Genomic DNA, 18,070 nt, shown 5'->3' with positions numbered 1-18,070 from the left:
TGCGCGAGCTACTAGATACCCGCCTCGGCCGTCCTGTCCCCGGCGTCATCCTCGGCATCGTGGACCAGTGCGATGCTGCGGGTGGTGCGCGCGCCCAGCTCGCGCAGCATTTCCGCCTGCCGCACCACATTGCCGGGGCCGCGCGACAGCCGCGCCACCGCCGCGGCATGGGCGCGGTGGGCGGCATCCAGCGCCGCCCCGGCCTCGTCCAGCGCCGCCACCACCAGCGCCAGCTTGTCGTAAAGCGCGCCGGCGCGGCGGGCGATCTCGGCCCCGTTGCGTTCGCGGCGCTCCACCGCCCAGAGATGTTCGACCGTGCGCAGCGCCAGCATCAGGGTCGAGGGGGTGACCAGCCCCACCCGCCGTTCCAGCGCCTGCGTCATCAGCGTGGGCTCGGTGCGCAGCGCCTCGGCAAAGGCGCCCTCGACCGGCAGGAACATCAGCACGTAATCGACGGAATCAGGGTGCAGCGCCTGATAGCCGCGGTCCGACAGCTCGGCGACATGGGCGCGGATGGCGGCGACATGGCGGCGCAGCGCGGCATCGCGCTCGCCCGGCTCCTCGGCCGCGCAGGCCTCGGCATAGGCGTTGAGCGAGCATTTCGCGTCGATCACCAGCGAACGGCCGCCCGGCATCTCCACCACCACGTCCGGCCGCAGCCGCCGCCCGTCGCCGTTGGTGCCCGAGGTCTGGGTGCGATAGTGGCGGCCGGGTTCCAGCCCCGCGGATTCCAGCACCTGCGCAAGGATCATCTCTCCCCACGCCCCCTGGCGCTGCTTGTCGCCGCGCAGCGCCCGGGTCAGCGCCACCGCGTCGCGGCCGATTTCCTCGGACCGGCGGTGCAGCCCCTCGATCTGCTCGCGCAGGGCCGCCTGCGCCGCTTGGTCGGCGCGCTGGCCGGCCTGCAATTCGTCCTGGAACCGCGCCACCTGTTCGCGGAACGGGGTCAGCAACCCGGTCAGCCGTTCCTGATGCGCGCGTTCCAGATCGGCGCCCTGCCGGCGCAGGGATTCATCGGCGATCAGGCGGAATTGCGCGGTCATTTCCTCGCGCGCCTGCCGCAGCGCCTGCAACTCGGCGGCGGCGCGGGCGGATTGATGCGCGGCCTCAAGCCTTGCCGCATCCAGCGCGCGGTCGCGGGCCGCGATGTCCTGCCGGGCGGCGTGCAGCGCGTCGGTCAGGTTGTCGCGCTCCTCGGCCAGCTCGGCCAGGCGGGCGGACAGCGCCGCGTCGCCGGCGCGCAGCGCCGCGGATTCGACGGCCGCCGCATGGGCCGCACCCTCGGCCCGGCGGCGGGCGCGGGCCTGCGCCAGCGCCCAGGCCAGCAGCACCAGCGCCAGCACCCAGCCCAGCAGCCCCACGGCCGGATCAATTGACATCTGTCCGATAAGGTCCATTTTCGTTGTATCGCCCCGGTATTCCGGCCATTGTTCTTGATTTGGTCCCAAGGTTCAACCGGCAACCGCGGTTCCCGCGCCGCAAAGTCGAAAGGGTTCTAACGATGTCCCGTTCCGTCGCCGTCCTTGTCGGCTCGCTGCGCGCACGGTCGATCAACCGCATCACTGCCAAGGCGCTGGCCCGCGTGGCCGAGGGCAGCCTGGATTTCGATTTCGTCGAGATCGGGGACCTGCCGCTTTACAACGAGGATCTGTGGCAGAACGGTCGCGGCCCCGCCCCGGTCGAGCGGATGAAGGCGCAGGTCGCCGCCGCAGACGCGGTATTGCTGGTGTCGCCCGAATACAACCGCGCCGTGCCCGGCGTACTGTGCAACGCGCTGGACTGGGGCAGCCGCCCCTCTGGCACATCGGTGTGGAGCCGCAAGCCCGCGGCCTGCGTCGGCGCCTCGCAGGGCGCGATCGGGACGGCGGCGGCGCAGGTCCATCTCAAGGCGCGGATGGTGACGCTAGGGATGGTTGCCATGGGCCACCCCGAGTTCTACCTGCGCTTCGAGCCGGAAAAATACGCCGAGGACGGCAGCGTCCAGGACGAGAACCTGCGCAAGTTCCTGCAAACCTACATGGACGCCTTTGCCCGCCATATCGAGCGGCTGGACTGACAGCCGGTGCTGCCGGCGCGTTCTTCAAGGAACGACAGCAGCGCCGTGGCGAACACCGCATGTTCGCGCACGGTGACGGAATGGTCGGCCAGCCAGCGCAGCAGCGAATAATCGGTCTGCGACGAATACCCCATCGGGCAGTCGGGGAAGCGCCGCGCCGGCAGGGGCCCGCTGGCGAGGGTCACGAGGTTGCTGTGCCGGGGGTCGCGCGCGATCCGCTGCATCATCTGCGCCAGCGGCGTGGCATCACCCTCGAGCCAGTGAAAGAAGATTCCGTCGTCATGATGCAGGAAACCGGTCAGCGCCTGTTCGCGATTGCTGCGGCGAGCGCTGTCAACCAGCAGGCGAGTAATCTCGCTTCTGGGGGTCAGGCGGGTTTCGCTGCGGTAAAGCACGAAGGAACGTTCGGTCATGCCATCCTCCGAAGGTATGACCCGACAACCGGGATCACCAGCAATCATGGACTGCACTCAACCGTCTGGTAACCCGATTCGGCCCAGAATTAACATTCTATTATTGATGTTGAACGGCAGGATTCGGCCGATCCGGCGCAACCTGTGGGCGAATACTTGCCCGGAAACATGAGCTTCCGGGCAGAGCCCGTTGTTATTGATCGAGGAACGACCGCAACTTGCGCGATCGCGAGGGGTGCTTGAGCTTACGCAGCGCCTTGGCCTCGATCTGGCGGATGCGTTCGCGGGTGACGCTGAACTGCTGGCCGACCTCTTCCAGCGTGTGGTCGGTGTTCATGCCGATGCCAAAGCGCATCCGCAGCACCCGCTCCTCGCGCGGGGTCAGGCTGGCCAGCACGCGGGTGGTGGTTTCCTTCAGGTTTTCCTGGATGGCGCTGTCCAGCGGCAGGACGGCGTTCTTGTCCTCGATGAAATCGCCCAGCTGGCTGTCCTCCTCGTCCCCGATCGGGGTTTCGAGGGAGATCGGCTCCTTGGCGATCTTCATCACCTTGCGGACCTTTTCCAGCGGCATCTGCAGCTTGTCGGCCAGTTCTTCAGGCGTCGGCTCGCGGCCGATCTCGTGCAGCATCTGGCGCGAGGTGCGCACCAGCTTGTTGATCGTCTCGATCATGTGCACGGGGATGCGGATGGTGCGGGCCTGGTCGGCGATCGAGCGGGTGATCGCCTGCCGGATCCACCAGGTCGCATAGGTCGAGAACTTGTAGCCGCGGCGGTATTCGAACTTGTCCACCGCCTTCATCAGGCCGATGTTGCCTTCCTGAATAAGATCAAGGAATTGCAGGCCCCTGTTCGTGTATTTCTTGGCGATGGAGATCACCAGCCGCAGGTTGGCCTCGACCATTTCCTTCTTGGCCTGCCGCGCCTCTTTTTCGCCGCGCTGCACCTGGTTGACGATGCGGCGGAATTCTTCGATGTCGACGCCGACATACTGGCCGACCTCGGCCATGTCGGCACGCAGGCTTTCCACCTGGGTGCGCGAACGCTCGAACAGCGCCTGCCAGCCGCGGCCCTTGTTCTCGGCCATGCGGTCGACCCAGGTCGGGTCAAGCTCGGCACCGCGGTAGCAGTCGATGAACTCGCGGCGGTTGATGCGGGCGGCGTCGGCCAGCTTCACCATGCCGGAATCGATGGTCACGATGCGGCGGTTGATGCCGTAGACCTGATCGACCAGCGCCTCGATGCGGTTGTTGTGCAGATGCAGCTCGTTGACCAGCGCCACGATCTCGCTGCGCAGCTTCTGATAGGCATCCTCGTCCGAGGCCGAAAAGCTGGCATCCTCGTTCAGCGTCGCCGACATCCGCTGGTCCTGCATGTCGGCCAGCTGTTCGTAATGCCCGGCGATCGCCTCGAGCAATTCCAGCACCCGCGGCTTGAGGCTGGCCTCCATCGCGGCCAGCGACAGGTTCTGGCCGTCGTCCTCGTCATCCTCGTCGACATCGGGGCGCAGCGGGTTGCCGTCGGCGTCCACCTCGTCGCCGCCGCGCTTTTCGGCGCGGGGCGCTTCGGCGGCGCTGCCCAGCGGCAGGTCCACCGGCAGTTCCTCGTCCTCGTCCTCGCCCATCGCGCGGCCGAAGGTGGTTTCCAGGTCGATCACGTCGCGCAGCAGGATGTCCTCGTTCAGAAGCTCCTGCCGCCACATGGTGATGGCCTTGAAGGTCAGCGGGCTTTCGCACAGCCCGGCGATCATGGTGTTGCGGCCGGCCTCGATGCGCTTGGCGATCGCGATCTCGCCCTCGCGCGACAGCAGCTCGACCGAGCCCATCTCGCGCAGATACATCCGCACCGGGTCGTCGGTGCGGTCGAGCTTTTCGGTTTCCGGCGCCGCCACCGCGATCTCGCGGCTGGTCGAGACCGGCACCACGGCGCCGCCGGCCTCGGCCTCTTCGGCCTCTTCGTCCTCGATGATGTTGATGCCCATCTCGGACAGCATCGACATCACATCCTCGATCTGTTCCGAGGACACCTGATCGGGCGGCAGCACCGAGTTCAGCTGGTCATAGGTGATGTAGCCGCGCTCGCGCGCCTCGGCGATCATCCGCTTCACCGCGGCCTGGCTCATGTCCAGCGAGTGATCGTCGTCCTTGGCTTCCGGCTTGTCGTCGTCGTCCTTGGCCATGGGCGGTTCCTTCTTAGCTGATTCGCGGGAACGGCGAATCGGGTGCCGGGATTCCGGCGGTTCTAGTCGAAAGCTGCCGCCGATCAAAGACGGCGACAGGTGATTCGGTCCGGTGATTCGCCACGCTCAGCGGCGTTTCCGCCAGATTTCCTCGCTAAGCGCGCGGCTGAGCCGGTCGGCAAGCGCCTTGCGGTCCTCGCCCAGGTCGTCACTGGCGCCGATCGCAGGGTGGTCGGCCTCGAGTCGCGCCCGCGTCGATTGCGTGACGCGCCAGGTCAGCCCCTCGTCGGCGAGTCCCTCGATCTCGGCCTCGGCGCGGGCGAGTTCCTCGCGGGCGGCGCGGCGGGACTCGATCCGGTCCAGGGCGTTCAGCAGCATCGGCTCGGCGGTTTCACTGGCGCCCGCGGGACGCGAGATCGCCGGGGCCGAGCGGACATGGGGATCGGCCATGATCGAATCAAGGGCAAGGCGGCCCGCCGCGCTGCGGGTTCCGGCCAGCAGGTCGTGGACCAGCGCCGCCCGGCCGGGGTCTGCGGGCTCTAGCCGTTCCAGCCGCGATTCGACCCGCGGCACCAGATGCGGATGGGTGGCGCAGATCGCCAGCACCATCGCCTCGATCAGCTGCTCGCCCGCATCGGTGGCCACCAGCGCCGAGGCGCGGGTCTGCGGCAGCGGCGGCGGCACCGCATCGCGGCGGGCAAAGCGGCCGGTCTGGGTGCGGGGCGGCGCGAACAGCGCCCAGCGGCGGTTTTTCAGCTCTCGCGTGTAATGTTCGCGGGTAGCGGGGTCGGGGATGCGCGCCACCGCCTCCCCCAGCGCGCGGTCCAGCGCGGCGCGGCGTTCCGGGCTGTCGAAAACCCGGCCCTCGGTCTCGCGCTGCCACAGCAGCTCGACCAGCGGCTGCGCCTGGTCCAGCACCGCCCGCATCGCCCCCACCCCGCCGCTGCGGATCAGGTCGTCGGGGTCCTGTCCGCCCGGCATCAGCGCGAATCGCAGCGCCTGCCCCGGCCCGGCCAGCGGCAGCGCCATGTCGATCAGCCGCATCGCCGCGCGCTGCCCGGCGGCATCGCCGTCCAGCGTGATGATCGGTTCCGGCGAGACGCGCCACATCAGCCGCAGCTGATCCTCGGTGATGGCGGTGCCCAGCGGCGCCACCGCCCCCTCGAACCCCGCCAGCGCCAGCGCGATCACGTCCATGTAGCCCTCGGCCACCACCAGCGGCTGCCCCTTGGACACCGCCGCCCGCGCGGGTCCAAGGTTGTAGAGATTGCGCCCCTTGTCGAACAGCGCGGTTTCCGGGCCGTTGAGGTATTTGGCCCGCGCATTCGGGTCCATCGCCCGCCCGCCAAAGGAAATGCAGCGCCCGCGGGCGTCGCGGATCGGAAAGATGATGCGGCCGCGGAAGCGGTCATAGGCGGCGCCGCCGTCGTCGGGCTTGGCGGCCAGACCGGCCTCGACCGCCAGTTTTTCCGGCACGCCGGATTCCGTCAGATGCCGCAGCAGCCCCTGCCGCAGGTCGGGGGCAAAGCCGATCTCGAAACGGTCGAGCGCCGCCCCCTCCAGCCCGCGCCCGGCCAGATAGTCGCGCGCCCCTGCCCCGGCGCCGGTCTGCAATTGCAGGCGGAACCAGCGCAGCGCGCGGTCCATCACCTCGACCAACTGGCTGCGGCGGTCGGTCTGCGCCTGTTCGCGGGGGCTGCGTTCCGGCATCGGCAGCCCGGCCTCGGACGCCATCACCGCCACCGCGTCCATGAACCCCATGCCCTCGGCCTCGCGCAGGAAGGTCAGCGCGTCGCCCTTGGCGTGGCAGCCGAAGCAGTAATAAAACCCCTTCTGGTCGTCGACATGGAACGAGGCGGTCTTTTCCCCGTGGAACGGGCATGGCGCCCACCAGTCGCCCTTGGCCTGGTTCGAGCGTTTCAGGTCCCAGGTCACCTTGCGCCCCACGATCCGGCTGATCGGAACGCGGTTGCGCAGCTCGTCAAGAAATCCGGGCGGCAGGCTCATGGCGCGATCATCCCGCCCCCACCGCGCCGCGCACAAGCCCCCAGTAGTGGTCCGCCACCGCCTGCCGGTCCAGCCGCCCGCCCTCGCGAAACCAGTTGGTGACCCCGGTCAGCATGGCGATCAGCGCCATGGTGGTCAGCCGCGCATCCGCCAGCCGCATCACCCCCGCCGCCGCACCCTCGCGCAGGATCGCGGTCAGCGCGTCCTCATAGCGGCCGCGCAGGGCGGCGATGGCGGCGTGGTTCTCGGGGGAAAGATTGCGCAGCTCCATGTAGCTGAGGAACACCGAATCGGCGTGGTCCAGCGAATAGGCGATGTGAAAGCGCACGAAGGCTTCCAGCCGATCCAGCGGCGGGGCGTCGGGGCCGTCGCCCCAGGCGGAAAGCAGGTCCTCCATATGCTCGACCAGCAGCCCGGCCAGCAGCGCCTGCTTGTCGGGCGTATAGGCATAAAGCGCCCCCGCCTGCACGCCCACGGCAGCGGCGATCTGACGCATCGAGACGGCGGCATAGCCATGCCGCGCGAAAAGCCTTAGCGCCGCCTGCCGGACAAGCGGCCCGGTGATCGCGGCATGGGAACCAGTGGTGCGGGCCATGGCGCCGTTCTAGGCCATGGCACGCGCTGGGGAAAGATGCCCCTGCCCCGGGCGCCGGACATGCTTGCCGCGCCGGGCCGCAGTTTCTATCGTGCCCGCGATGTCCAGCCGCCCCCCCATCCGCCGACTCGCCCCGCTGGCCGCGCTTGCGGTGCTGGCGGGCTGCGGCGATCCCGGCGGCGGCGACTATCCGCGGTTGCTGCCGCTGTCGCAACTGAACGCGCCCCCCGCCGTCCCCGCCCACGCGGCCGAGGCCGCCGCCGACCCCGCCGCGGTCGAGACGTCGCTGCGCGCCCGGCAGGCCGCGGCCCGCCGCCACGCCCCCGAGAGCCCTGTCACCGGCGATGCGGCGCTGACCGCCCGCGCCGCCGCCCTGCGCACCCGCGCCGGGGCGCTGGCCGCGACCGACCCGGCCGCCGCCGCGGCACCCACGCCCACGCCTGCGAGTGAAACCGACCCCGAAACCGCCGCGCGGGCCGAGGCCCTGCGCCAGCGCGCCCGCGACATGCTCAACCCCGGCGCGGCGGACGAACTGCCGCCCTGCCCGCCCGGAACCGCCGATCCCCAAGCCGCGGGCTGCGCGCCCGACTGACCAAGAGAGACCCCATGCCCGTGATCACCTGCATCGACGACCTCAAGCGCCTGCACAAGGCGCGCACCCCGCGGATGTTCTACGACTACGCGGAATCGGGCAGCTACACCGAGCAGACGTTCCGGGAAAACACCAGCGACTTCCAGCAGATCCGCCTGCGCCAGAAGGTGGCGGTGGACATGACCAACCGCAGCCTCACCTCGGACATGGTGGGGCTGCCGGTGTCGATGCCGGTGGCGCTGGCGCCGGTGGGGATGACCGGGATGCAGCGCGCCGACGGCGAGATCAAGGCCGCGCGCGCAGCTGAGGAAGCGGGCGTGCCCTTCTGCCTGTCCACCATGTCGATCTGTTCGATCGAGGATGTGGCGATGCACACTTCGAAACCCTTCATGTTCCAGCTTTACGTGATGAAGGATCAGGAGTTCCTGGAAAACATCATCGCCCGCGCCAAGGCCGCGCGCTGTTCGGCGCTGGTGCTGACGCTGGACCTGCAGATCCTGGGACAGCGGCACAAGGACCTGAAGAACGGGCTGTCGGCGCCGCCCAAGCTGACGCTGTCCTCGATCGCCGATCTGGCGACGCGCTGGCGCTGGGGGCTGGAGATGTTGCAGACGAAACGACGGTTCTTCGGCAATATCGTCGGCCACGCCAAGGGGGTGACCGACACCGCCAACCTGGCCAGCTGGACGGCCGAGCAGTTCGACCCGCAGCTGGACTGGACCAAGATCGCCCGCATCCGCGAGCTGTGGGGCGGCAAGCTGATCCTCAAGGGGATTCTGGACGCCGAGGACGCCCGCATCGCCGCCGATTTCGGGGCCGATGCGATCATCGTGTCGAACCACGGCGGCAGGCAGCTGGACGGGGCGCTAAGCTCCATCCGGGTGCTGCCGGAAATCGTGGCCGCGGTCGGTGACCGGATCGAGGTGCATCTCGATTCCGGCATCCGCTCGGGGCAGGACGTGCTCAAGGCGCTGGCGCTGGGGGCGCACGCGACCTGGATCGGGCGCGCCTGGGTGCACGGGCTGGGCGCGCTGGGGCAAGAGGGCGTGACCGCCGCGCTCGAGGTGATCCGCAAGGAACTGGACGTGACCATGGCGCTGTGCGGCGAACGCGACATCCGCAACGTCGGGCGCCACAATGTCATGGTCCCCGCTAACTGGGGCAGCGACTACGTCTGACCGCCGATCCCCAAACTGTGATCCGCCGCCACGCCGCGCGCGGTTTATCCTGTGCCCGGCCGACAGTTCCATGCCTCGCGCAGGAGCAGGCGGGGCGTTTCGGTCTGATCGGCCGGACTCCGATGCAGCTGCTCCGGGGAGTGACGCTGATGACGATTCGTTCGGGATGGATGGCCGCAGCGATGGTCCTGCTGATGGCCGGCGGGGCCCAGGCCCAGACCGCCGCGACCGGCGACGGCGGAATGACGCTTTACACCTATGACCAGGATACCGGCGGGGTTTCGACCTGCTATGACCAATGCGCCCAGAACTGGCCGCCGTTTCTGGGCGAGGCCGGCAGCGACCGCGGCGAAGGCTGGACGCTGGTCGAACGCACCGACGGGACCATGCAATGGGCATATGACGGCCGCCCGGTCTATTACTATGCCGGCGATGCCGCCGCGGGCGACAAGGCCGGGGACGGCAGGGGCGGCATGTGGCATGTGCTGACCGCAGACTAGTTTCGCCTGCGGCGGGCATGGATGTTGGCGCTTTCCTTTCCGCCCGCGCGCGTGTATAGGCGCGGCTTCCGGCCATGCACCCTTGGAGGATGGCCGGCAGCAACCTGAAAGGAAATTCGCAATGGCCAAAGAGATCCCTGATCTGGTGGCCGAGGCACGCGCGGGGACAGGCAAGGGGGCCGCCCGCCAAGCTCGCCGCGCAGGCAAGGTGCCCGGTATCGTTTACGGCGACGGGAAAGACCCGCAGCCGATCCAGCTCGACTTCAACCCGCTGCTGACCAAGCTGCGCGCCGGTCGCTTCATGTCCACGCTGTGGAACCTGAAGGTCGAGGGGCAGGACGACGTGCGCGTCATCTGCCGCGGCGTCCAGCGCGACGTGGTCAAGGACCTGCCGACGCATATCGACTTCATGCGCGTGCACCGCAACAGCCGCGTGAACCTGTTCGTGAACGTCGAGTTCATCAACCACGAGGACAGCCCCGGCCTGAAGCGCGGCGGCACGCTGGTGGTGGTGCGCCCCGAGGTCGAGCTGGTGGTGACCGCCTCGGACATCCCCGAGCAGATCACCGTCGACCTGGCCGGCCGCAAGATCGGCGACGTGATCCACATCAACGACGTCGAGCTGCCCCAGGGCGTGCGCCCGACCATCGAGCGCAACTTCGTCATCGCCAATATCACCGCGCCCTCGGGCCTGCGGTCGGACGACAACGAAGCCGAGGCCGAGGAAGCTGCCGCCGAGGCCTGATCGCCCCGACGCGCGAAACTGCAAGGGGCGGTGCCATGGCGCCGCCCTTTTTCGTTCCGCCCTGCTCTGCCCCCTGCCCGAAGGCCCATCTTCTGTCCCCAAATATCCCGGGGTGCGGGGCAGCGCCCCGCTTGGCTTCCGCCTTTCCCGCCGCCTGCGCTGCTGCTAGACCGCCCCCATGACCGAACCCATCCATATTGTCGGCGCCGGCATGGCCGGATCCGAGGCCGCCTGGCAGGCAGCGCAGGCGGGCGTGCCCGTGGTGCTGCATGAAATGCGCCCCCATGTCGGCACCTTCGCCCATCGCACCGGCGACTGCGCCGAGATGGTCTGTTCCAACAGCTTCCGCTCCGACGACGACGTGAACAACGCGGTCGGGCTGCTGCATTGGGAAATGCGCGCGGCGGGCGGGCTGCTGATGGCGGCGGCCGACCGCCACCGCCTGCCCGCGGGCGGCGCGCTGGCCGTGGACCGCGACGCGTTTTCGACCGAAGTCACCGCCACCCTGCGCGCGCACCCGCTGGTCAGCATCGCCAGCGGCGAAATCACCGCCCTGCCCGACAGCGGCAACTGGATCATCGCCACCGGGCCGCTGACCTCGGACGCGCTGGCGCAGGCGATCCGGGCCGAGACCGGGACCGAATCGCTCGCCTTCTTCGACGCCATCGCCCCTATCGTCCACGCCGAGACCATCGACATGGGAATCGCCTGGCGCCAGTCGCGCTATGACAAGGGCGAGACCGAGGCGGAACGCACCGCCTATATCAACTGCCCGATGACCCGCGCCGACTACGACGCCTTCATCGACGCGCTGCTGGCCGCCGACAAGACCGAGTTCCGCGAGGGCGAGGAGTCATCCGTCCCCAACCCCACCCCTTACTTCGACGGCTGCCTGCCGATCGAGGTGATGGCCGAGCGCGGGCGCGAGACCCTGCGCCACGGCCCGATGAAGCCGGTCGGGCTGACCAACGCCCACAAGCCGGACCAGAAACCCTATGCGGTGGTCCAGCTGCGCCGGGATAATGCGCTGGGAACGCTGTATAATATCGTCGGCTTCCAGACCAAGATGAAATACGGCGCGCAAGTTCAGGTGTTCCGCATGATCCCCGGGCTGCAGGATGCCGGCTTTGCCCGGTTGGGGGGCATCCACCGCAACAGCTTCCTGAACTCGCCCACGCTGCTGGACGGGCGGATGCGGCTGCGCGCGCGTCCGCATATCCGCTTTGCCGGGCAGGTGACGGGGGTCGAGGGCTATGTGGAAAGCGCCGCCATGGGCCTGCTGGCCGGGCGGATGGCCGCCGCGCAGGCGCTGGGGCGCGATCTGGCCCCACCGCCCGGCACCACCGCCATGGGGGCGCTGGTCCATCACATCACCGGCGGCGCCGAGGCCAAGACGTTCCAGCCGATGAACGTCAATTTCGGGCTGTTCCCGCCGGTCGAGGCGCGCGGCGGCCGCCGCGGCCGCAAGGATCGCTATCCCGCCTATACCGAGCGCGCCAAGCAGGATTTCTCCGCGTGGCTGGCGGCGCAATAGACGGGATCAGGCGGACGCGGTTTGCGCCCTCGCCCACCGGGCCGCTGCATCTGGGCCACGCCTTCGCCGCGCTGACCGCCGCGCGGCTGGCCGACCCGGGGCAGTTCCTGCTGCGGATCGAGGACATCGATCGCTCTCGCTGCCGCAAGGAATGGGAGGCGGCGATCCATGAGGACCTGCATTGGCTGGGCCTGAGCTGGCCGCAGCCGGTGATGCGCCAGTCCGAGCGCCTGCCCGAATATGCGGCGGCGCTGGACCGGCTGGCAGCGATGGGGCTGCTCTACCCCTGCCGCTGCCGCCGCGCCGATATCGCAGCGGCACTGTCGGCCCCGCAAGAGGGTGCGCTGGGCCCCGATGGCCCGGTCTACCCCGGCACCTGCCGCGGACGGGCGATGGCAGAGGCCGGGCCGGGTGACGCGATCCGGCTGGACGTGGCCCGCGCCTTTACCACGCTGGGTCTGGACCGGATCGGCTTCATGGACGAGGCGGTGCTGCCCGGCCAGCGTCACGAGCTGACCGCGGCGGATTTCATCAGCGGCATCGGCGACGTGGTGCTGGCGCGGCGCGGGATGGGGACCAGCTATCACCTGTCGGTGGTGGTGGACGATGCCGCACAGGGGATCACTCTGGTCACGCGCGGCAAGGATCTGTTTGATTCCACCTATATCCACGCGCTTCTTCAGGCGCTGCTGGACCTGCCGCAGCCGCTTTATCATCACCACCGCCTGATCCGCGACGACAGCGGCAAGCGCCTGGCCAAGCGAGACGACGCGCGGGCGATTGCGCTGTATCGGGCGCAGGGCGCCTCGCCTGCCGATATCGTCGCCATGGTGTTTGGGGGCGGGTGAAGTCTTCTCGCCCGGCGCCTTCGTCAGCGCCGCATGGGTATTTGGGCCAGAAAGAAGTCCCTGAGGGGTCAGTCCTCGGGCGCCATCAGTTCGACCTCGGCGCCGTCGCGCAGCGCGGTGTAAAAGCAGCTGCGGCGGTTGGTGTGGCAGGCGGGGCCGGTCTGCTCGATCAGCAACAGCAGGCAGTCGCGGTCGCAGTCGAGCCGCATTTCCACCAGCCGCTGGGTGTGGCCCGAGGTCTCGCCCTTGATCCAGAAGCCCTGCCGCGAGCGCGACCAATAGGTGACGCGGCCGGTCTGCAGCGTGCGGGCGACCGATTCGGCGTTCATCCAGGCCAGCATCAGCACCTCGCCGGTCGCGTGGTCCTGCGCGATGGCGGGGATCAGGCCGTTTGCGTCATAGCGCAGGCTGGCGGGGTCGAACATCGGTTTTCCTTTCGGCTGTGGACGCCTATCTAACGGCCAGAGCCCAAGGGGAAAAGCGATGGCCGATGACGACATGATGGCGCTGTATTCGCGTAGGCTGCTGGCGCTGGCATCCGACATCCCGCATCTGGGGCGGCTGGCCGCGCCGACCGGCAGCGCCACGCGGCGGTCGCCGCAATGCGGATCGACCGTGACCGCCCACGTCGTGGTGGCAGACGGGGTGGTGACCGGGTTCGCGCAAGAGGTGCGGGCCTGCGCGCTGGGGCAGGCCTCGGCCGCGGTGCTGGGGGCTGCGGTGATCGGCCGCACCCCGGCGGAACTGGCCGCCGCGCGCGATGCGATCCGCGCCATGCTGACCACCGGCGCCCCCGCCCCCGAGGGCGTCTTCGCCGAGGCCGAGGCCCTGACCCCGGCGCGAGAGTTCCCGAACCGCCACGCCTCGATCCTGCTGGCGTGGGAGGCCGCGGCCGAGGCGGCCGGCGCCTAGAGGGGGGGCGAGCCGCGCTCGGGGCTGATCCCGATCAGGTCAAAGAAGGATTGCGGGGCCCGGGACAGCAGTTCCTCGGCCAGATCCAGCCCCATGGCGGGGCCGTCGGCCGCAAGCCCGCGGCGCTCGCCGGTGATCGACAGCGAGCCGTCGGGCAGCAGGATCTCGCCCCGCAGCCACAGCTGATCGCCGTCCAGCAGCGCCAAGCCCGCGATGGGGGTCTGGCAGGATCCGTCCAGCCGGCGCAGATAGGCGCGCTCAGCTTCCACCCGCAGGGCGGTGGGCTGGTCGGCAATGGCCGCCAGCAGCCCGGCCGCGATCTCGTCGCCCTTGCGCCGTTCCACCCCGATGGCGCCCTGCGCGACCGCGGGCAGCATGTCTTCGGGCTCGATCGCGCCCCTGACGACTTCCAGCAGCCCCAGCCTTGTCAACCCGGCCATGGCGAGGAAGGTCGCCGCCGCCACGCCTTCGTCCAGCTTGCGCATCCGTGTCTGCACGTTGCCGCGGAACTCGACCAGCTGCAGGTCGGGGCGGCGATGCGCCAGTTGCGCGCGCCGGCGCAGGCTGGAGGAACCCACCGCCGTGCCCGCCGGCAGCTCGGCGATCGAACCATAGCGGCGGCTGACGAAGGCGTCGCGCACATCCTCTCGCGGCAGGTAGCAGTCGATCACCAGCCCGTCGGGCTGCAGCACCGGCATGTCCTTCATCGAGTGCACGGCGATGTCGATGCTGCGGTCCAGCAGCGCATCCTCGATCTCGCGGGTGAACAGGCCCTTGCCGCCGATCTCGCGCAGCGGGCGGTCCAGCACCCGGTCGCCGGTGGTCTTGATGACGTGGATTTCAAACGCGGCCTCGGGCAGCCCATGGGCCGCCATCAGCCGGTCGCGGGTCTCATGCGCCTGCGCCAGCGCCAGCGGAGAGCCGCGGGTGCCGATGCGCAACGGGCGTTCGGGGGAAGGGTGTGCGTCCATGGCCACGGGTTAGCCCCACGGCAGCGGCTTGACAACCGCCCCCCCGCTGCGATGAAGGGCGCATGACTGCGATGCCCACCCCCCGCCCGACCAAGACCCTCCTGCGTGCCCTTGCCGGGGAACGCCTGCCGACGCCGCCGATCTGGATGATGCGGCAGGCGGGGCGCTATCTGCCCGAATACCGCGCGACCCGGGCGCAGGCCGGCGACTTTCTGTCGCTGTGCTATACGCCTGATCTGGCGGCCGAGGTGACGCTGCAACCGATCCGCCGCTTCGGCTTCGACGCGGCGATCCTGTTTGCCGACATCCTGCTGATTCCGCAGGCGCTGGGGATGGACCTGTGGTTCGTCACCGGCGAGGGGCCGCGGCTGTCCACCGTCACAACTCCGGCGGAGCTGGCGGCGCTGAAACCGGCCGGGGCGGTGCATGAGACCCTGGCCCCGGTCTATGAAACCCTGCGCATCCTGTCGCGCGAGCTGCCCCGCGAAACCACGCTGATCGGCTTTGCCGGCGCGCCCTGGACGGTGGCGACCTATATGGTCGCGGGCCGCGGCGGGCTGGAACAAGCCCCGGCACATGCGCTGAAGGATCAGGACCGCGCGACGTTCCAGGGGATCATCGACCTGGTGACCGAGGCCACGATCACCTATCTCTCCGCCCAGATCGAGGCCGGGGCCGAGGTGGTCAAGCTGTTCGACAGCTGGGCCGGCAGCCTGCGCGGGCAGGATTTCGACGATTTCGCGCTGGAACCCACCCGCCGCATCATCGCGGCGCTGAAGGACCGCCACCCGGATATCCCGGTGATCGCCTTCCCGCGCGAAGCGGGTGAGCGCTATGTCGGCTTTGCCCGCGCCACCGGCGCCAATTGCGTGGCGCTGGACAACTCGGTCGCGGCGGAATGGGCGGCGGAGCATGTGCAGAAGGACGGCTGCGTGCAGGGCAACCTTGCGCCCGGGCACATGGTCACCGGCGGGCAGGCGCTGGTGGACGAGACGCGGCGGATCGTCGCAGCGTTCTCCAATGGGCCGCATATCTTCAACCTCGGCCACGGCATCACCCCGGATGCGAACCCCGACAACGTGGCGCTGATGATCCAAACGGTGCGCGGCGGCTGACACCCAGCCATGTGGATCGCGGCGACCCTGATTGCCTCGCTGGCGCAGACGGGGCGCAATGCCGCGCAGATGGGGCTGACCGCGCGCATCGGCACCATGGGCGCGACCGGCGTACGCTTTGTCTTCGGCCTGCCGTTTGCGCTGCTGTTCCTGGCGGTGGCGGCACTGGTCGGGCCGGTCCCCGCCCCGGACGCGACCGTGCTCGGATATGCGGCGCTGGGGGCGGTGGCGCAGGTCGCCGCGACGGCGCTGATGCTGACGGCGATGCGGCACCGGGGCTTTGCCGTCGCCACCGCGCTGATCAAGACCGAGCCGGTGACGCTGGCGCTGATGGGCTGGGCGATGCTGGGCGACGCGCTCTCGCCCCAGCGCGCGCTGGCGATCCTGGTGGCAACGCTCGGGGTGCTCATGGCCTCGGGCCGGGGGTGGAGACGCGCGGCCCCCGGTCCGGCGCTGCTTGCGATCGGGGCGGGCGCGCTGTTCGGCCTGTCGGCGATCGGCTTTCGCGGCGCGATCCTGGCGCTACCCGAGGGGGGCGAGGTCGTGCGCGCCACCACCGTGCTTGCCATCACCCTGGCCCTGCAGACCGCGATGGTCGGCGCCTGGCTGGCGCTGGCCGACCGCGCGGCTTTGCGCGGCATGGCCGCCGCATGGCGGGAATCGCTGGGCGCGGGGTTCCTGGGGGCGCTGGCCTCTCAGTTCTGGTTCATCGCCTTTGCACTGACCCCGGCCGCGAATGTGCGCACGCTGGCGCTGGTCGAGATCGCCTTCGCCGCTGCCGTCAGCCGCCACCGGCGCGAGGCGATGTCCCCCACCCAGCTTGCCGGCATGGCGCTGATCCTGATCGGCGTCGCCTGGCTGATCCTGGCCGGCGCGAGCGGCTGACTCCTCGCAGTTCCAGCCCGTCGTTGGTGTAGAAATATCCCGGGGCTTCCGAGCGCCCGGAAAACGGTCCGGTGGACCGTTTTCAGCGAGGAAGGCCACGGCAGTGGCCCGGGGCAGAGCCCCGGTCCCCGCTAAACCCACTTCGCCAGCGGCGGCAGGCTCATCAGCACCGCGTCGGGGTCGTGCCCGGTTTCCAGCCCGAACTTGGTGCCGCGGTCATAGACGAGGTTGTATTCGGCATAGAGCCCGCGGTGGATCAGCTGCGCATCCTTGTGGCCTGCGTTCCACTCGCGCCCCATGCGGCGGCGGACCAGCGGCAGGAAGGCGGGCAGGAACGCCTCGCCCACCGCCTTGGTAAAGGCGAAATCCCCCTGCCAGTCGCCGCTGTTCAGGTCGTCATAGAAGATGCCGCCGACGCCGCGGGCGCGGCCGCGATGGGGGATGAAGAAATATTCGTCCGCCCAGGCCTTGAAGCGGTCATAGTAATCCGCGCCATGCGGGGTGCAGGCGTCGCGCAGCGTGTCGTGGAAATGCGCGGTATCCTCGGGGTATTCCAGGCAGGGGTTCAGGTCGGCGCCGCCACCGAACCACCACGCATTCGGGGTCCAGAACATCCGCGTGTTCATGTGCACCGCCGGCACATGCGGGTTCTTCATATGCGCGACCAGGCTGATGCCGCTGGCCCAGAACCGCGGGTCGCTGTCCATCCCCGGCACGCCGCGCGCCGCCATCGCCGCCTGTGCGCGGGGGGCCAGCGTGCCATGCACCTCGGACCAGTTCACGCCGACCTTCTCGAACACGCGCCCGCCGCGCATCACCGACATGATGCCGCCGCCGCCGTTGCCGGCGCGCTCGGTCGGGGTTACCTCGAAGCGGCCGGGCGTCGGCGGGCCCGCCGCGGGCTCGCCCCCGGTCTCACCGTGGGCCATGGCGCCGCCGGCCTCGTCCTCCAGCGCCTCGAACGCCTCCACGATCCGGTCGCGCAGGTTGCGAAACCACAGCGCCGCCTCGCGCCGTTCGTCGATCATGTCCATCCCGAAAGCCCCTTTCGTGATTTGCGCCAGCGTGCCGGGCGCGCTACCCTGTCAATCCGTCCTGACTAAGGCGAGCACCGATGACCCGCAACCTGACCCTTGCCGCGCTTGGCTGCCTGATGCTCGCGTCCTGCGGGACGCCGCAGGAGCAGTGCATTTCCCGCAACACCCGCGAATACCGCACCGTGGCGAACCTGCTGCAAGAGGTCGAGGGCAATCTTGCCCGCGGCTATGCGTGGGAAGAGCGCACCGTCTGGCGCCCCGAGTTCGACACGTGCAGCCATGTGGTGCGCGACAAGGACGGCAACGCCCATATCATCCGCCGCGGCTGCTGGCGCGATGTCGCGGAAACCGAACGCTACCGCGTGCCCATCGACCCCGCGGTCGAGCGCCGCAAGGCCGAGGGTCTGCGCTTGCGGCTGACCGAGCTGACCCCGGGGGCCGAGGCCGCGGTGCGCGCCTGCCGCAGCGCCTATCCCGAGGACTAGCGGCCACACCACAGCGGCAGG

General features: G+C 69.6%; 19 protein-coding genes. 11 read left to right on the top strand and 8 right to left on the bottom strand.

Features of this window, described 5'->3' with window-relative positions:
- Window positions 1–11: 11 nt before the first annotated feature.
- A complete protein-coding gene (locus BUB57_RS07175) occupies window positions 12–1,379 on the bottom strand; it encodes a DNA recombination protein RmuC (RefSeq protein WP_143159652.1) in 1,368 nt (455 codons plus the stop codon).
- 122 nt (window positions 1,380–1,501) lie between these two features.
- Between BUB57_RS07175 and BUB57_RS07170 the strand changes: the two genes are divergently transcribed.
- Window positions 1,502–2,056, top strand: a complete 555-nt coding sequence (locus BUB57_RS07170; RefSeq protein ID WP_073064420.1) for an NADPH-dependent FMN reductase — start codon at window positions 1,502–1,504, stop codon at window positions 2,054–2,056.
- Here the strand turns inward: BUB57_RS07170 and BUB57_RS07165 are convergent.
- The 4 genes from BUB57_RS07165 to BUB57_RS07150 all read right to left on the bottom strand — a co-directional run bounded on the left by BUB57_RS07165 (window position 2,014) and on the right by BUB57_RS07150 (window position 7,247).
- On the bottom strand, window positions 2,014–2,469 hold the full coding sequence (locus BUB57_RS07165) for a BLUF domain-containing protein (RefSeq protein ID WP_073064417.1): 456 nt from the start codon (window positions 2,467–2,469) through the stop codon (window positions 2,014–2,016). The two genes, BUB57_RS07170 and BUB57_RS07165, sit on opposite strands and share 43 nt — an antisense overlap.
- Window positions 2,470–2,662: 193 nt before the next feature.
- A complete protein-coding gene (gene rpoD / locus BUB57_RS07160) occupies window positions 2,663–4,645 on the bottom strand; it encodes an RNA polymerase sigma factor RpoD (RefSeq protein ID WP_073064415.1) in 1,983 nt (660 codons plus the stop codon).
- A gap of 126 nt (window positions 4,646–4,771) precedes the next feature.
- Window positions 4,772–6,652: a DNA primase gene (gene dnaG / locus BUB57_RS07155; protein ID WP_073064412.1), complete on the bottom strand. Its 1,881-nt coding sequence runs from the start codon at window positions 6,650–6,652 to the stop codon at window positions 4,772–4,774.
- Between the two features lie 7 nt (window positions 6,653–6,659).
- Entirely contained in the window at window positions 6,660–7,247 is a 588-nt protein-coding gene (locus tag BUB57_RS07150; RefSeq protein WP_073064410.1) for a TetR/AcrR family transcriptional regulator, read from the bottom strand.
- 100 nt (window positions 7,248–7,347) lie between these two features.
- On the opposite strand from BUB57_RS07150, the gene BUB57_RS16900 reads away from it, so the two are divergent.
- The 6 genes from BUB57_RS16900 (at window position 7,348) to gluQRS (ending at window position 12,644) form a co-directional block, all read left to right on the top strand.
- Window positions 7,348–7,839, top strand: coding sequence for a hypothetical protein (locus BUB57_RS16900; protein WP_073064408.1), 492 nt, complete (start codon window positions 7,348–7,350; stop codon window positions 7,837–7,839).
- Between the two features lie 14 nt (window positions 7,840–7,853).
- Entirely contained in the window at window positions 7,854–9,017 is a 1,164-nt protein-coding gene (locus BUB57_RS07140; protein WP_073064405.1) for an alpha-hydroxy acid oxidase, read from the top strand.
- 149 nt (window positions 9,018–9,166) lie between these two features.
- Entirely contained in the window at window positions 9,167–9,517 is a 351-nt protein-coding gene (locus tag BUB57_RS07135; protein WP_073064792.1) for a COG4315 family predicted lipoprotein, read from the top strand.
- A 121-nt stretch (window positions 9,518–9,638) separates the two neighbouring features.
- Window positions 9,639–10,262, top strand: coding sequence for a 50S ribosomal protein L25/general stress protein Ctc (locus BUB57_RS07130; RefSeq protein ID WP_073064403.1), 624 nt, complete (start codon window positions 9,639–9,641; stop codon window positions 10,260–10,262).
- Between the two features lie 178 nt (window positions 10,263–10,440).
- The gene (gene trmFO / locus BUB57_RS07125; RefSeq protein WP_073064401.1) at window positions 10,441–11,796 is read left to right on the top strand and encodes a methylenetetrahydrofolate--tRNA-(uracil(54)-C(5))-methyltransferase (FADH(2)-oxidizing) TrmFO; all 1,356 of its coding nucleotides are present in this window, start codon (window positions 10,441–10,443) and stop codon (window positions 11,794–11,796) included.
- The gene (gene gluQRS, locus BUB57_RS07120; RefSeq protein ID WP_407670332.1) at window positions 11,778–12,644 is read left to right on the top strand and encodes a tRNA glutamyl-Q(34) synthetase GluQRS; all 867 of its coding nucleotides are present in this window, start codon (window positions 11,778–11,780) and stop codon (window positions 12,642–12,644) included. Before trmFO ends, gluQRS begins: the two co-directional genes overlap by 19 nt.
- Before the next feature lie 68 nt (window positions 12,645–12,712).
- Here the strand turns inward: gluQRS and hisI are convergent, their stop codons facing one another.
- A complete protein-coding gene (hisI, locus tag BUB57_RS07115; RefSeq protein ID WP_073064399.1) occupies window positions 12,713–13,069 on the bottom strand; it encodes a phosphoribosyl-AMP cyclohydrolase in 357 nt (118 codons plus the stop codon).
- Window positions 13,070–13,127: 58 nt separating this feature from the next.
- Here hisI and BUB57_RS07110 point away from each other — a divergent pair, with 58 nt between their 5' ends.
- Window positions 13,128–13,556, top strand: a complete 429-nt coding sequence (locus tag BUB57_RS07110) for an iron-sulfur cluster assembly scaffold protein (protein WP_073064397.1) — start codon at window positions 13,128–13,130, stop codon at window positions 13,554–13,556.
- On the opposite strand, the gene hemC is transcribed toward BUB57_RS07110, so the two are convergent.
- Complete coding sequence (gene hemC / locus BUB57_RS07105) at window positions 13,553–14,527, bottom strand: hydroxymethylbilane synthase (RefSeq protein ID WP_073064395.1); 975 nt, start codon at window positions 14,525–14,527, stop codon at window positions 13,553–13,555. The genes BUB57_RS07110 and hemC overlap by 4 nt on opposite strands.
- A gap of 71 nt (window positions 14,528–14,598) precedes the next feature.
- Between hemC and hemE the strand changes: the two genes are divergently transcribed.
- Complete coding sequence (gene hemE / locus BUB57_RS07100; protein ID WP_073064392.1) at window positions 14,599–15,642, top strand: uroporphyrinogen decarboxylase; 1,044 nt, start codon at window positions 14,599–14,601, stop codon at window positions 15,640–15,642.
- Window positions 15,643–15,651: 9 nt separating this feature from the next.
- Complete coding sequence (locus tag BUB57_RS07095; RefSeq protein ID WP_073064389.1) at window positions 15,652–16,527, top strand: DMT family transporter; 876 nt, start codon at window positions 15,652–15,654, stop codon at window positions 16,525–16,527.
- A 131-nt stretch (window positions 16,528–16,658) separates the two neighbouring features.
- Here BUB57_RS07095 and hemF read toward each other — a convergent pair whose 3' ends face one another.
- Window positions 16,659–17,561: an oxygen-dependent coproporphyrinogen oxidase gene (gene hemF / locus BUB57_RS07090; RefSeq protein ID WP_073064386.1), complete on the bottom strand. Its 903-nt coding sequence runs from the start codon at window positions 17,559–17,561 to the stop codon at window positions 16,659–16,661.
- An 80-nt stretch (window positions 17,562–17,641) separates the two neighbouring features.
- On the opposite strand from hemF, the gene BUB57_RS07085 reads away from it, so the two are divergent.
- Window positions 17,642–18,049 (top strand): hypothetical protein, encoded by a 408-nt coding sequence (locus tag BUB57_RS07085; protein ID WP_073064384.1) that lies wholly within the window; start codon window positions 17,642–17,644, stop codon window positions 18,047–18,049.
- Window positions 18,050–18,070: the final 21 nt, after the last annotated feature.

Origin of the sequence: Paracoccus solventivorans, assembly GCF_900142875.1 — a bacterium.
Classification (GTDB): Bacteria; Pseudomonadota; Alphaproteobacteria; order Rhodobacterales; family Rhodobacteraceae; genus Paracoccus; species Paracoccus solventivorans.
Note: the sequence above shows the minus strand (reverse complement) of the source record. Positions and strands in the feature narration are given on the sequence as shown.